Origin of the sequence: Blastococcus sp. TML/M2B, from assembly GCF_016612865.1 — a bacterium.
Taxonomy (GTDB): domain Bacteria; phylum Actinomycetota; class Actinomycetes; order Mycobacteriales; family Geodermatophilaceae; genus Blastococcus.
Map to the genome: position 1 here is coordinate 374,247 of NZ_JAENZZ010000001.1, position 12,750 is coordinate 386,996.

Below are 12,750 nucleotides of genomic sequence, written 5' to 3' on the forward strand. Positions count from 1 at the left end.
CAGCAGGTGCGGCCGCTCCACCGCGTCCCCGTCGGGAACCCTCCGGGCCCCGCGACGGGGCCGCGGTCACCCAGGGGCTTGACAGGCTCGCCGGTGTACCTTCGGGGCCGACGACGCTGCACGGAGCGCCGGGGGCCCTGCCCGGGTCGCAGGCAGTGTCACCGGACGAGCAGGAGGGTCGACGGGCAGACCGGCTCCGCCGGTGCCCGGCATCGGTGTATGGAACGTAAGAAGTTCTACCGCTCCGTGTGGTTCTGGGTCGTCGTCGTCGTCCTCCTGGCCCTCACGCTGTCCTCCCTCTTCGGTCGCGGCGGTGACAAGTACGAGGAGGTCGCGACCTCCGTCGCCCTCGAGCAGCTGCGCGACGGCAACGTCGAAGGCGTCACGATCAACGACCGCGAGCAGACGGTCGACCTGGACCTCGACCAGGCCGTCGACGGCAACCGCCAGATCACCGCCTCGTACCCGATCGGCGCCGAGGACGAAATCTTCGACCTCGCGTCGACCGCAGGGCAGGACGACGGCGTCGAGTTCGACACCAACGTCAGCCAGGACAGCCTGCTCGCCAGCCTGCTGATCAGCTTCCTCCCCTTCGTCATCCTGCTGCTCCTGCTGTTCTGGCTGTTCAACTCGATGCAGGGCGGTGGCCGCGGGGTCATGGCCTTCGGCAAGTCCAAGGCCAAGCAGGTCACCAAGGACACCCCGAAGACGACGTTCGCCGACGTCGCCGGCGCCTGACGAGGCGATCGAGGAACTGCACGAGATCAAGGACTTCCTGCAGAACCCGGTCAAGTTCCAGGCCGTGGGCGCCAAGATCCCCAAGGGCGTGCTGCTGTTCGGCCCGCCCGGGACCGGCAAGACGCTGCTCGCCCGCGCCGTGGCCGGCGAGGCGGGCGTGCCCTTCTACTCCATCTCCGGCTCGGACTTCGTCGAGATGTTCGTCGGCGTCGGCGCCAGCCGCGTGCGCGACCTGTTCAAGGAGGCGAAGGAGAACGCCCCGGCGATCATCTTCGTCGACGAGATCGACGCCGTCGGCCGGCACCGCGGCGCCGGCATGGGTGGCGGCCACGACGAGCGCGAGCAGACCCTCAACCAGATGCTGGTCGAGATGGACGGCTTCGACGTCAAGGGCGGCGTGATCATGATCGCCGCGACGAACCGGCCCGACATCCTCGACCCGGCGCTGCTGCGCCCGGGCCGCTTCGACCGGCAGATCGCCGTCGACCGCCCCGACCTCATGGGCCGCAAGGCGATCCTGAGCGTGCACGCCAAGGGCAAGCCGCTCGCCCCCGACGTCGACCTCGAGACCGTCGCCCGGCGCACGCCCGGCTTCACCGGTGCCGACCTCGCCAACGTGCTCAACGAGGGTGCGCTGCTCACCGCCCGCAACAACGGCTCGCTGATCACCGACGAGGTGCTCGAGGAGGCGATCGACCGGGTCATCGCCGGCCCCGAGCGCAAGACGCGGGCGATGAGCGAGAAGGAGAAGAAGGTCACCGCCTACCACGAGGGCGGGCACGCCCTCGTCGCGCACGCGCTGCCGAACCTCGACCCCGTGCACAAGGTGACGATCCTGCCGCGCGGCCGCTCCCTCGGGCACACCCTCGTGCTGCCGACCGAGGACAAGTACACCCAGACCCGTTCCGAGATGATCGACACCCTCGCCTACGCCCTGGGTGGCCGGGCGGCGGAGGAGCTGGTCTTCCACGAGCCCACCACCGGTGCCGGCAACGACATCGAGAAGGCCACGTCGATGGCCCGCGCGATGGTCACCCAGTACGGCATGAGCGCCAAGCTGGGCGCGGTGAAGTACGGCAGCACCGACGCCGAGCCGTTCCTGGGTCGCGACATGGGCTCCCGGCCGGACTACTCCGAGGCCGTCGCCGCCGACATCGACGCCGAGATCCGGGCGCTGATCGAGGCCGCGCACGACGAGGCCTGGGAGATCCTGGTCGAGTACCGGCACGTCCTGGACCAGCTCGTGCTCGAGCTCATGGAGAAGGAGACGCTGTCCAAGGAGGACATGTCGCGGATCTGCGCGCCGGTCACCAAGCGGCCCTCCCTCGCCCCGTACAACGGCTTCGGCAAGCGGACCCCCTCGGACCAGCCGCCGGTCCTCACGCCCTCGGAGCGGGCCGGCCACAACGGTGCGGCCGGTCACGACCCGGCACCGGTCGGGGACGTCGGCGCACCGGTCCAGCGGTGACCGACCGGATCGACGCCGCCCGCGCCGAGGCGGCCGTCCGCGAACTGCTGCTCGCGCTCGGCGAGGACCCCGACCGCCCGGGGCTGCAGGACACCCCGGCCCGGGTGGCCCGGGCCTACGCCGAGACCTTCGCCGGCCTCTCGCAGGATCCCTTCGAGATCCTCGCGACGACCTTCGACGAGAACCACGACGAACTCGTGCTGGTCAAGGACATCGCGATGTACTCGACCTGCGAGCACCACCTGGTGCCCTTCCACGGCGTCGCGCACGTCGGCTACATCCCGGGCACCGACGGCCGGGTGACCGGGCTGTCGAAGATCGCCCGGCTGGTCGAGATCTACGCCCGGCGCCCGCAGGTGCAGGAGCGGATGACCCGCCAGATCGCCGACGCGCTCGACGAGGTGCTCAAGCCACAGGGCGTCCTCGTCGTCATCGAGGCCGAGCACCTGTGCATGGCGATGCGCGGCATCCGCAAGCCCGGCACGACCACGGTGACCTCCGCGGTGCGCGGGATCTTCCGGGAGAACGCCGCGACCCGCAGCGAGGCGATGAGTCTCGTGCTGGGCCGCTGACGGGGCGACCGGTGATCCCGCTCCCGCGGCCGGGGCGCTGCCTGGTGATGGGCGTCCTCAACGTCACGCCCGACTCCTTCTCCGACGGCGGCTGCTTCTCCGACCCGGCGACGGCGATCGCGCACGGCCTCGCGATGCACGCCGCCGGCGCCGACTACGTGGACGTCGGCGGGGAGTCCACCCGCCCGGGCGCCGACCGCGTGGACGCCGCCGAGGAGTGCGACCGGGTCGTGCCGGTCATCCGTGAGCTCTCCGCCGCGGGCGTGCGCACCAGCGTCGACACCACCCGCGCCGAGGTCGCCGAGGCGGCGCTGCAGGCGGGCGCGCAGCTGGTCAACGACGTCAGCGGGGGGCTGGCCGACGCCGGCATGGCCGAGCTCGTCGCGCGGGCCCGCGTGCCGTGGGTGCTCATGCACTGGCGCGGGCACAGCCGCGAGATGTACGCCGCCGCCCAGTACGGCGACGTCGCCACCGAGGTCTGCGCCGAGCTCACGGCCCGGGTCGAGGACGTCGTCGCCGCCGGTGTCGCCCCCGAGCAGCTCGTGCTCGACCCGGGTCTGGGCTTCGCCAAGCGCGCCGAGCACAACTGGGCGCTGCTGGCCGGGCTGGACCGGCTGACCTCCCTGGGGCTGCCCGTGCTCGTCGGCGCCTCCCGCAAGACGTTCCTGGGCCGGCTGCTGGCCGGACCCGACGGCGCGCCCCGGCCCGCCGAGGAGCGCGACGCGGCCACGCTGGCGACCACCGTCCTCGCCGCCGAGGCCGGCGCCTGGGGCGTGCGGGTGCACGACGCCGCCGGCTCCGTGGACGCGCTGCGCACCCTGGACGCCGTCCGAGCCGCCCGAGGAGCCCGCCGTGGCTGAGCCCCGCCCCGACCGGATCGCGCTGCGCGGCCTGCGCGCGCACGCCCACCACGGCGTCTACGCATGGGAGCGCGAGCGCGGGCAGCTGTTCACGGTGGACGCCGTCCTGGAGCTGGACACCGCCCCCGCAGCCGCCGGCGACGACCTCGCCCTCACCGTCAACTACGCCGACCTCGCCCAGCAGCTGCACCACGTGCTGCTCGGCGAACCGGTCGACCTGCTCGAGACGCTCTGCCAGCGGATGGCCGACGTGTGCCTGGCCGACCCGCTGGTCCAGGCGGTCGAGATCACCCTGCACAAGCCGCAGGCCGAGCTGGGCGTGCCCTTCGACGACGTCACCGTGACCATCCGGCGCGAGCGGGCATGACCCGCGTCGTCCTCTCTCTGGGCGCCAACCTGGGCGACCGCGCCGCCACCCTGCGCACCGCGCTGGCAGCCCTGGCCGCGGACGGGCCGCTGGTGCACTCCGACCTGTACGAGACCCCGCCGTGGGGGCCGGTCGAGCAGCCGCCCTACCTCAACGCCGTGGCGGTGGTCGAGGGCGACCGCGACGCCGCCGGGTGGCTGGCCCGCGCGCACGAGCTGGAGCAGGGCGCCGGCCGGACCCGCGAGGTGCGCTGGGGCGCCCGCACGCTCGACGTCGACGTCGTCGCAGTCCGGGCCGACGACGGCGCCCCGGTCACCTCCGCGGATCCCCGGCTGACCCTGCCGCACCCGCGCGCCCACGAACGGGCCTTCGTCCTCGTGCCGTGGCTGGCCGTCGACCCCGACGCGGAGCTGCCGGGCCACGGCCGGGTCGACGCGCTGCTGGCCGGCCTGGACCCGGCGGACGTCGCCGCCGTCCGCCGCTGGGACGCCGAGGGGTGAGCGCACGCCGATGAGCCCGGTGCGCCGTCGCGACCTCGTCGTCCTCGCCCTCGGCCTGACCGCCGCGGCCTGGCTGCTGGTCCGCTCCTGGTACGGCTCGCTGCCGGCCCTGGACTGGTGGCTGCCCACGCCGCTGGCGGTGCTCGCGGCCGCCGAGGCGTGGGGTGCCCGCACCCTGCGGGCCCGGCTGGCCGCCGAGCGCGCCGCCCGCGCAGGGCGGGCGCCGCGCTCGGGCGAGGCCGCGGTGCGGCGGGTCGAGCCGCTGCTGGTCGCCCGGCTGGCGGTGCTCGCGCAGGCCAGCGCCTACGTCGGCGCGGTCTTCCTGGGCGTGTGGGCCGGGGTGCTGCTGCACGTCGCCCCGGCGGTGGACCGGCTCCAGGCGGCGCGCGGCGACACCGTCACGGCCGTCGTCGGGGTGCTCGGCGCCGCCGCGCTGGTCGCCGCCGCACTCTGGCTGGAGTCGGTCTGCCGGATCCCACCCGAAGGGGAGAAGCCCTCGGAGGGCGTCAGCGCGTAGCGCCCGCCGTCTCCGGGACGGTGCCCTCGACCGAGCGGCGCAGCGCGGCGTGCAGCGACTCCGGCGTGAGGACGCCCAGGAACCGGTCGCCGTCCAGCACCGCCACCCAGCCCGCCTCGTGCTGCAGCATCGTGGCGAACGCGGCCTTCAGGCTGGCGTCGGCCGGCACCCAGGCCTCCATGCGCCGGGCCGCCGAGCCGACCGTGCCCGCGCCGGCGGAGCGTTCGAGCGACAGCCAGCCGTGCAGCTTCTCGTCGTCGTCGAGGACGACGGCCCACCGGGCGCCGGCCCGCTCCTGCGCGGCGCGGGCGTCGGCCAGGCCGTCCGCGACGTGCACGACCGGGGGCCGCTCCAGGTCCTGCGGGTCGATGCCGGTGACCGCCAGCCGCTTCAACCCCCGGTCGGCGCCGACGAAGTCGGCCACGAAGTCGTTGGCCGGCCGGCCCAGCAGCTCGGCGGGGGTGGCGTACTGCTCGACCCGGCCGCCCTGGCTCATGACCGCGATCCGGTCGCCGATGCGGACGGCCTCCTCGATGTCGTGGGTGACGAAGACGATCGTCTTGCGCACGGCCTGCTGGAGCCGCAGGAACTCCGACTGCAGCCGCTCGCGCACCACCGGGTCGACGGCGGAGAACGGCTCGTCGACCAGCAGCACCGGCGGGTCGGCCGCGAGCGCTCGGGCCACGCCCGCCCGCTGCCGCTGGCCCCCGGAGAGCTGGGCGGGGTAGCGGTCGCCGTGTGCCGCGGGGTCCAACCCGACGGTGGAGAGCAGCTCGTCCACCCGCGCCCGCGTGCGCGCCCGGTCCCAGCCGAGCAGGCGGGGCACCGTCCCGACGTTGGCCCGCACCGTCTGGTGGGGGAACAGCCCGATGCTCTGGATGACGTAGCCGATCCGCCGGCGCAGCTGCTCGGGGTCGGCGCGGGTGACGTCCTCGCCGCCGATGAGGATCCGCCCGCTGGACGGCTCGATCAGCCGGTTGATCATCTTCATCGTGGTCGTCTTGCCGCACCCGGAGGGCCCGACCAGCACGGTCAGCTCGCCGGCGGCGAACGTCAGGTCCAGCTCGGCGACGCCCACGGTCCCGTCGGCGTAGACCTTGCTCACGCCCTCCAGCCGGATGTCGACGGCGGACCCGGGCTCGGCGGCGGGCTCGTCCGCCCTCGCCGGTCGTCGGTCCTGCGCAGTAGCGTCCACGACGTGACCCTCCTCGAGTGCGCCCGGTGCTGAGCGCGGGGACGTCGGTGCTCGCGGTGGACGCGGCACCGAACCCGTGGTTCGACGGCTCCTACGTGGCCGACAACTGGGACACCATCATGGGCTACCTCGGCGAGCACGTCCGCCTGACCGTCGGCGCGGTGCTGATCGGGGCGGCGATCGCCCTGCCGCTGGCGCTCGTCGCCCGCCGCAACCGGCTGCTCGGCGCCGCGGTGCTGAGCCTGTCCACGGTCGTCTACACGATCCCGTCGCTGGCCATGTTCGCGCTGATCTTCCCGTTCACCGGGCTGAGCGCCACCACCGTGCTCGTCGGGCTCACCGCGTACTCGCTGGTCATCCTCGTGCGCAACTTCCTCGTCGGCCTCCAGGGCGTGCCCGACGACGTGCAGGAGGCCGCCCGGGGCATGGGCTACGGCGCGGTGCGCCGGTTCTGGCAGATCGAGCTGCCGCTGGCGCTGCCGGCGTTCATGGCGGGGCTGCGGATCGCGACCGTCTCGACGGTCGCCCTGACCACCGTGGGCGTGCTCGTCGGTCACGGCGGGCTGGGCCAGCTGATCACCGGCGGCTTCAACGCCAACTTCTACCGGGCGGAGATCGTGACCGGCGCCGTCGGCTGCGTGCTGCTGGCACTGGTCGCCGACGTGCTGCTGGCCGGCGTCGAGCGGCTGCTCACGCCCTGGGCACGGGCGGCGCGCGCATGACCGGTTTCGGCGACGCGCTCCGCTACCTCAACGACCCGCTCACCTGGACCCGCCGCGGCGGCGTCCTCGAGCTGCTGGGCGAGCACCTGGCCATCTCGGCGGTGGCGGTGCTCGCGGCGTTCGTGCTGGCCTTCCCCGTCGGTGTCGCGCTGGGCAGCGCCGGGCGGGGGAGCGGCGCGGTCGTCGTGCTGTCCAACGTGAGCCGCGCCGTCCCGACGCTGGCGCTGCTCACGCTGTTCGCCGTCAGCCCCATCGGGTTCGGCAACCGCGCCACCACCATCGCGCTGGCGGTCTTCGCCATCCCGCCGATCCTCACCAACACCTTCGTCGGCTTCCGCGGCGTCGACGCCGACGTCCGCGAGGCGGCCCGGGGCATGGGCATGACCCGGCGCCAGGTCATCGGCCGGGTCGAGCTGCCGCTGGCGCTCCCGCTGGTCATGACCGGTGTGCGGACGGCGGCCGTGCAGGTCGTGGCCACCGCCGGCCTGGCCGCGCTGGTCGGTGGCGGCGGGCTCGGCCGGATCGTGAACCTGGGCTTCGGCCAGCAGGACTACGGCCGGATCATCGCCGGCGCGATCCTCATCGCCGCGCTGGCGCTGCTCACCGAGCTGCTGCTCGTGCTGGTCACCCGCCTGGTGACCCCCGGCCCGCGCCGCGGACCGCTGCACCGGCTCCGCGAGCGCACCGTCGCCGGGCAGCCCGAACCGACGGCCAGCGGCGTCCCCCTCTAGATCCCTCGCCGCTACCCGTTGCGTTGCGCGCAACTGTTCGGTTCGATGGCCTCCGCGGGAGACCTCCCGCCAGACACGCGTGGCTGCAACAAGGCGGCCACGGGACACAGAAGGCGGGCACATGCGCGCGCGACTCCGGATCTTCGCTCCCCTCGCGATGGTGGTGGCCCTGACCGCCGCCTGCGGGGAGTCCGGTTCCTCCGGCTCCGACGACGGCGGCAGCTCCGGCGGCTCGGCCTCGGGCGAGGCCTGCGCCCCGGTCGAGGGCGACCAGCTCGTCGTCCTCGAGGACGACGAGGAGCTCCAGAACGCCGACAACGTCATCCCGGCGGTCAACGCCGCGGCCAGCGCGGCCTCCCCGGCGCTCCTCCCGGCGCTGAACGCCGTCTCCGCGGCGCTGACCACCGACGACCTCGTCGAGCTCAACGCGGCCGTCGACGTCGAGCGCCAGAGCGCCGAGGAGGTCGCGCAGGCCTGGGTCGAGGAGTCCGGCGTCACCGACGGCCTCGAGCAGGGCAGCGGCGCCGTCGTCGTCGGCGGGTCGAACTTCACCGAGTCCACCGTGCTGGCCACGATCTACGCCGACGTGCTCTCCGCCGCGGGCTTCGACGCCACGGTCCAGGAGGTCGGCAACCGGGAGCTGTACCTGCAGGCGCTCGAGAGCGGGCAGATCCAGGTCTTCCCCGAGTACCTCTCCACCCTGACCGAGTTCCTGGAGGACGACGCCGAGAGCGAGATCGCCTCCGGTGACGTCGACGCCACCCTGGCCGCCCTCCAGCCCCTCGCCGAGGCCAACGGGCTGGTCGTCGGGGAGCCCTCGGAGGCCGCCGACCAGAACGCCTTCGCGGTCACCCAGGCCTTCGCCGACGAGCTCGGCGTCACCACGCTCTCGGAGCTGGCCGACGCGTGCGGCGACGGTTCGCTGGTCCTCGGCGGCCCGGCCGAGTGCCCCGAGCGGCCGTTCTGCCAGCCGGGCCTCGAGGAGACCTACGGCCTGGAGTTCGACAGCTTCCGCGAGCTCGACGCGGGCGGCCCGCTCACCAAGGCCGCCCTCCAGCAGGGCGAGATTTCGATCGGCCTGGTCTTCAGCTCCGACGGCGCGCTCGCCCAGGACTGAGCGAGCCCGGAGACCGTCCTCCCTCACCGCCGAGCGTCCTCCCTCGTGGTGGGCGGTGAGGGAGGACGCTCGATGATCAGGTGACCTGATCCCGGCTCAGTACCACCCGCCGCCGGGGGGCAGCTGCTCCCCGGCGGCGACCGGTGCAGCGAGCCGGTTGCCCTCGGGTGCCAGCGGGCAGGACCAGCGCGGGTCGTAGGCGCAGGACGGGTGGTAGGCCAGGTTGAGGTCGACCACCAGCCGGTCGCCGGTGCCGCCCAGGTCGGCGCCCTTGACCGTGTCGAGCAGGTAGCGCCCACCGCCGTAGGTGGTGCGTCCGGCCGAGCCGTCGCGCAGCGGCAGGAAGACCCCGCCGCCGTACAGCGCGACCCACCACACGTCGAGCCGGCCCAGCCCGGGCAGCGACACCGCCCCGATGCGTTCCAGGGGCACGATCCCGTCGGCCGCCGTCGGGACCTCCAGGCGGGCCGCCCCGGCGGGCTCCAGCACCGGCTCGAACCGGAGCGCGGGGTCGTAGGGGGCGAACGGCAGCCCGTCGAACGACGCCCGCGCGGCGGCGTCCAGGGGCGAGTCGGGGTGCCCGGCGAACAGCTCGTCCCGCCCGTCGCGCCAGGTGCGCCAGCCGCTCTCCGGATCGGCGGCCGCGCGCGCGGCGGCGTAGAGGGCGGCGGTGCGGCGGCGCCAGTCCAGCAGCGAGAGGGTCACCGGGCCACTGTCGCAGGAGGCCGCGACGGCGGCAGGCCGCCGGCCGCCGGAAGGCGGACGGCGAGGTGCTGCGCCGCTACTCTTGGTGCATGCCCCGCGCCCTGGACGACGACGCCGCAGCCGGGGGCACGGACCGCCTCGGCCGGCGCGCCCTCGTCGTCGGCGCGGGCTTCCTGCTGGCGGTCGGTGCCACGCTCGCGGTCTTCCTCACCGACAACCCCCAGCACCTCCGGGTCGCCGTCGTCGCCGTGGCCTGGGCGTTCGTCCTGGCGACCTTCGCCGCCGGCCGCCGCACGGGCGACCGGGCGGCCGCCGCGGCCCGCGAGGGGCAGCTGCGCCGGGCCTACGAGCACGAGCTGGACCTCGAGGTCGCCGCGCGCCGCGAGTACGAGCTGCAGCTGGAGACCGAGCTCCGCCGGGAGAGCGAGCAGGCCATGCGCGCGGAGCTCGACGCGCTCCGCGCCGAGCTGGCCGCCCTCGCCCGGCTGCGCGAGCAGGTGGCCGGCGTGGCCGCGCTGGGCGCCGAGGCCGGAGGGCTGGCCGGGTTGCGCGACGAGGTCGCCCGGGTGGCCGCGATGCGCGACGACCTCGCCGCGCTCGGCGCCCTGCGGCAGGAGCTGGGCCAGCTGCACGAGCTGCGCGCCGACATGGGCCGGCTGCGCGCCGAGCTGACCGAGCAGCTCTCCTCGGAGATGCTCATCGAGCGGATCGTCATGCGCACCCAGGCCAGCCGGGTGCCGGGGCGAGGCGACGCGCACGCTGGACGCCGTCTGGTCGGGGGAGGAGCCGCGCGAGCTCACCGGCGGCTGGCCGGCCGTCCGCCTCGACGAGCCGCGGGAGACCCGCCAGGTCGAGCAGGTGCGGGTCGAGCGGACCGAGGTCCGGCCGGGTCCGGCCACGACGGTGTTCCCGGGTGCGCAGCCAGCCCGGCTGGCGCCGCCGCCGATGCCGGCGGCCCAGGCCCAGGCCCCGGTTCAGGCCCCGGTTCCGGCCCCCGCCCCGCCCGCACCCCCGGCGACGACCTCGTTCCCGCTGCTGCCGCCGGCCGAACCGGTGGAGCCCCTCGCGCCGCTGCCGGTCGCGCCGGTCCCGCCGCCGCCGTCCCCGCTGGACTGGCTGGTGGCCCGCGAGCTGCTCGACACCCCCGCCGCGCCGGCGGAGCGCCCGGCGCCCCCGCGGCCGGAGGTGCGGCCGTCCCCGCGCCGCCGCCGCGGCGACGACGCCGAGCTGCCCGCCGCGGACGCGCTGACCGCCGAGCGGCCGGCACCGGTGGCCGGGCGGCCGCGGATCGAGGACCGCGGCGGCTACCGGATCGCGATGCCCGCCCCCGTGCCCGACGCGCAGCCCGCCCCGGCGCCGCCGGCCGGTCCGGAGACCTCTCCGGGCAGCAGCAACCGGCTGGCCGAGATCCTGGCCGAGAACGGCGTCAGCGCCGCCGGGGGTGGCCGCCGTCGGCGCCGCTACCGCGAGGAGGGCGACGCCGACGACGTCCTGTCGCGGGTGCTCGGCCGCGACTGAGGGGCTCAGCGACCCCGGGAGCCCGACCCGCCGTCGAGCACGATGGTCTGCCCGGTGACCCAGCCGGCGCCGTCGCCGAGCAGGTAGGCCGCGGCCTCGCCGACGTCCTCGGGGACGCCCAGCCGGCCCACGGGGTAGCTCGCGGCGACCTCGGCCTCGCGGCCCTCGTACAGGGCCTCGGCGAAGCGGGTCTTCACCACGGCCGGGGCGACCGCGTTGACGCGCACCTTCGGGCCCATCTCGACGGCCAGCTGCGTGGTCAGGTTGATGACCGCGGCCTTGCTCACGCCGTAGCCGCCGATCATCGGCGACGACCGCAGGCCGGCCACCGAGGCCACGAACAGCACCGAGCCGCCGTGCTCGGACATCCACGCCCGCCAGGCCTGCTGCACGAGGTCGAGCGAGGCGACGACGTTGGTGTCGAGGATCTTGCGGAAGGCGTCGGGCTCCAGGTCCATCATCGGGCCGTAGACCGGGTTGATGCCGACGTTCCCGACCAGCATGTCGAGGCTGCCGAACGTCTCGATCGCGGTGCGTACCGCTGTGGCGCGGTGCTCCGCGTCGCCCGCGTTGCCCGCGACGGCCACGGCCACGTCGGGTCCGCCGAGCTCCTCGACCGCCGCGGCGAGCGCCTCGGGCTTGCGGGCGGTCAGGACCACCTTGGCCCCGCGCTTCACCAGGCTGTGGGCGATGCCCAGGCCGATCCCGCGGCTGCCGCCGGTCACCAGGGCGGTCCGCCCCTCCATCTCGCTCACGAGTCCTCCTCGCCGTTGGGGTGTTCCCGGTCACGGTAGGGGCGGCCCCCCGCGGGGTGGCGGCCCCCTCGGGTGAGCCATGCCACACCCCCTGCGCGTTGCGCATACGGACGAGGGAGTTCCAGACTCGCCCACGGCGTTCTCCCTGCGCGACACCCGACCGGTTGCAGCAGGACCCGCCCGCACGATCCGCCCGACCCGCACGACCCGGCTCCCGACCCTGGGTGCCGAACCGACGTCCGGTACCCGCGAGGGACTGGAACGAGAGGTGCACCGATGCCTGCTGCCCGCAGGAACCCCCGCGCCGCCGGGATCCCCGACGCGCACGACGCCCCCGCCCGTCTGCGCGTGGGCATCATCGGCGCCGGCCGCGTCGGTGCCGTCCTCGGCGCCGCGCTCTCCGCCGCCGGTCACGACGTCGTCGCCGCCTCCGGCCTGTCGGCCGCCTCGCACCTGCGCGCGGCCCGTCTGCTGCCCGGCGTCCCGCTGCTGCCCGCCGACCAGGTGGTCGCCGCTGCCGACCTCGTCGTCCTCGCCGTCCCCGACGACACGCTCCCCGGGCTGGTCGCCGGCCTCGCCGAGACCGGTGCCTGGCGCGCCGGCCAGCTGGCCTTCCACACCTCCGGAGCGCACGGCCTGGCCGTGCTCGCCCCGGCCGAGCGGGCCGGCGTGCTGCCGCTCGCCCTGCACCCCGCCATGACGTTCACCGGCGCCGTCGAGGACGCCGACCGGCTCTCCGGCTCGCCCTTCGGGGTGACCAGCGCCCCGGCCTACCGGCCGGTCGCCGAGACCCTGGTCCTGGAGATGGGCGGCGAGCCGTTCTTCGTGGCCGAGGCCGACCGGACGCTGTACCACGCGGCCCTGGTCACCGGCGCCAACCACCTGGTCACCCTGGTCGCGGAGGCGGCGGACCTGCTGCGCACCGCGGGGGTCGCCGAGCCGGCGCGGATCCTGGCGCCGCTGCTGACCCGCCGCCCTGGACAAC

Annotated in this window: 12 protein-coding genes and 3 pseudogenes; 12 read left to right on the forward strand and 3 right to left on the reverse strand. The window is 75.1% G+C overall.

Annotated elements, in window-relative coordinates; genetic code table 11:
• Positions 1 to 219: 219 nt before the first annotated feature.
• The 6 genes and pseudogenes from ftsH to JKP75_RS01770 all read left to right on the forward strand — a co-directional run bounded on the left by ftsH (position 220) and on the right by JKP75_RS01770 (position 5,022).
• Positions 220 to 2,206 (forward strand): annotated as a pseudogene (gene ftsH / locus JKP75_RS01745) (ATP-dependent zinc metalloprotease FtsH).
• Positions 2,203 to 2,778: a GTP cyclohydrolase I FolE gene (folE, locus tag JKP75_RS01750; protein ID WP_309229425.1), complete on the forward strand. Its 576-nt coding sequence runs from the start codon at positions 2,203 to 2,205 to the stop codon at positions 2,776 to 2,778. The pseudogene ftsH and the gene folE overlap by 4 nt, the downstream one beginning before the upstream one ends.
• Positions 2,779 to 2,789: 11 nt before the next feature.
• Positions 2,790 to 3,638: a dihydropteroate synthase gene (folP, locus tag JKP75_RS01755; protein WP_309229426.1), complete on the forward strand. Its 849-nt coding sequence runs from the start codon at positions 2,790 to 2,792 to the stop codon at positions 3,636 to 3,638.
• The gene (gene folB, locus JKP75_RS01760; RefSeq protein ID WP_200489422.1) at positions 3,631 to 4,005 is read left to right on the forward strand and encodes a dihydroneopterin aldolase; all 375 of its coding nucleotides are present in this window, start codon (positions 3,631 to 3,633) and stop codon (positions 4,003 to 4,005) included. Before folP ends, folB begins: the two co-directional genes overlap by 8 nt.
• The gene (folK, locus tag JKP75_RS01765) at positions 4,002 to 4,505 is read left to right on the forward strand and encodes a 2-amino-4-hydroxy-6-hydroxymethyldihydropteridine diphosphokinase (protein ID WP_200489421.1); all 504 of its coding nucleotides are present in this window, start codon (positions 4,002 to 4,004) and stop codon (positions 4,503 to 4,505) included. Before folB ends, folK begins: the two co-directional genes overlap by 4 nt.
• Before the next feature lie 10 nt (positions 4,506 to 4,515).
• Positions 4,516 to 5,022 (forward strand): DUF3180 domain-containing protein, encoded by a 507-nt coding sequence (locus tag JKP75_RS01770; protein WP_200489420.1) that lies wholly within the window; start codon positions 4,516 to 4,518, stop codon positions 5,020 to 5,022.
• Here the strand turns inward: JKP75_RS01770 and JKP75_RS01775 are convergent.
• On the reverse strand, positions 5,012 to 6,217 hold the full coding sequence (locus JKP75_RS01775; protein ID WP_200492712.1) for an ABC transporter ATP-binding protein: 1,206 nt from the start codon (positions 6,215 to 6,217) through the stop codon (positions 5,012 to 5,014). The genes JKP75_RS01770 and JKP75_RS01775 overlap by 11 nt on opposite strands.
• A gap of 17 nt (positions 6,218 to 6,234) precedes the next feature.
• Between JKP75_RS01775 and JKP75_RS01780 the strand changes: the two genes are divergently transcribed.
• From JKP75_RS01780 to JKP75_RS01790, 3 genes are all read left to right on the forward strand, one after another.
• Entirely contained in the window at positions 6,235 to 6,939 is a 705-nt protein-coding gene (locus JKP75_RS01780; RefSeq protein ID WP_309229427.1) for an ABC transporter permease, read from the forward strand.
• Positions 6,936 to 7,670, forward strand: a complete 735-nt coding sequence (locus JKP75_RS01785) for an ABC transporter permease (RefSeq protein WP_200489419.1) — start codon at positions 6,936 to 6,938, stop codon at positions 7,668 to 7,670. The genes JKP75_RS01780 and JKP75_RS01785 overlap by 4 nt, the downstream gene beginning before the upstream one ends.
• Positions 7,671 to 7,791: 121 nt before the next feature.
• Positions 7,792 to 8,787: a glycine betaine ABC transporter substrate-binding protein gene (locus tag JKP75_RS01790; protein ID WP_200492713.1), complete on the forward strand. Its 996-nt coding sequence runs from the start codon at positions 7,792 to 7,794 to the stop codon at positions 8,785 to 8,787.
• Positions 8,788 to 8,883: 96 nt separating this feature from the next.
• On the opposite strand, the gene JKP75_RS01795 is transcribed toward JKP75_RS01790, so the two are convergent.
• Complete coding sequence (locus tag JKP75_RS01795) at positions 8,884 to 9,492, reverse strand: DUF1684 domain-containing protein (protein WP_200489418.1); 609 nt, start codon at positions 9,490 to 9,492, stop codon at positions 8,884 to 8,886.
• A gap of 89 nt (positions 9,493 to 9,581) precedes the next feature.
• Between JKP75_RS01795 and JKP75_RS24270 the strand changes: the two are divergent.
• Positions 9,582 to 9,929: pseudogene (locus JKP75_RS24270) on the forward strand (DUF6779 domain-containing protein); the annotation flags it as partial.
• Positions 9,930 to 10,350: 421 nt separating this feature from the next.
• Positions 10,351 to 11,010 (forward strand): hypothetical protein, encoded by a 660-nt coding sequence (locus tag JKP75_RS01805; protein ID WP_200492715.1) that lies wholly within the window; start codon positions 10,351 to 10,353, stop codon positions 11,008 to 11,010.
• A 5-nt stretch (positions 11,011 to 11,015) separates the two neighbouring features.
• Here JKP75_RS01805 and JKP75_RS01810 read toward each other — a convergent pair whose 3' ends face one another.
• The gene (locus JKP75_RS01810) at positions 11,016 to 11,756 is read right to left on the reverse strand and encodes an SDR family oxidoreductase (RefSeq protein ID WP_207146666.1); all 741 of its coding nucleotides are present in this window, start codon (positions 11,754 to 11,756) and stop codon (positions 11,016 to 11,018) included.
• 285 nt (positions 11,757 to 12,041) lie between these two features.
• Between JKP75_RS01810 and JKP75_RS01815 the strand changes: the two are divergent.
• A pseudogene (locus JKP75_RS01815) lies at positions 12,042 to 12,674 on the forward strand (Rossmann-like and DUF2520 domain-containing protein); the annotation flags it as partial.
• Between the last annotated feature and the right edge of the window lie 76 nt (positions 12,675 to 12,750).

Coding starts and splice junctions, on each gene's coding strand:
- JKP75_RS01790 (WP_200492713.1), top strand. CDS start 7,792: ATGCGCGCGCGACTCCGGATCTTCGCTCCCCTCGCGATGGTGGTGGCC.
- JKP75_RS01810 (WP_207146666.1), bottom strand. CDS start 11,756: ATGGAGGGGCGGACCGCCCTGGTGACCGGCGGCAGCCGCGGGATCGGC.
- folK (WP_200489421.1), top strand. CDS start 4,002: ATGACCCGCGTCGTCCTCTCTCTGGGCGCCAACCTGGGCGACCGCGCC.
- JKP75_RS01770 (WP_200489420.1), top strand. CDS start 4,516: ATGAGCCCGGTGCGCCGTCGCGACCTCGTCGTCCTCGCCCTCGGCCTG.
- JKP75_RS01785 (WP_200489419.1), top strand. CDS start 6,936: ATGACCGGTTTCGGCGACGCGCTCCGCTACCTCAACGACCCGCTCACC.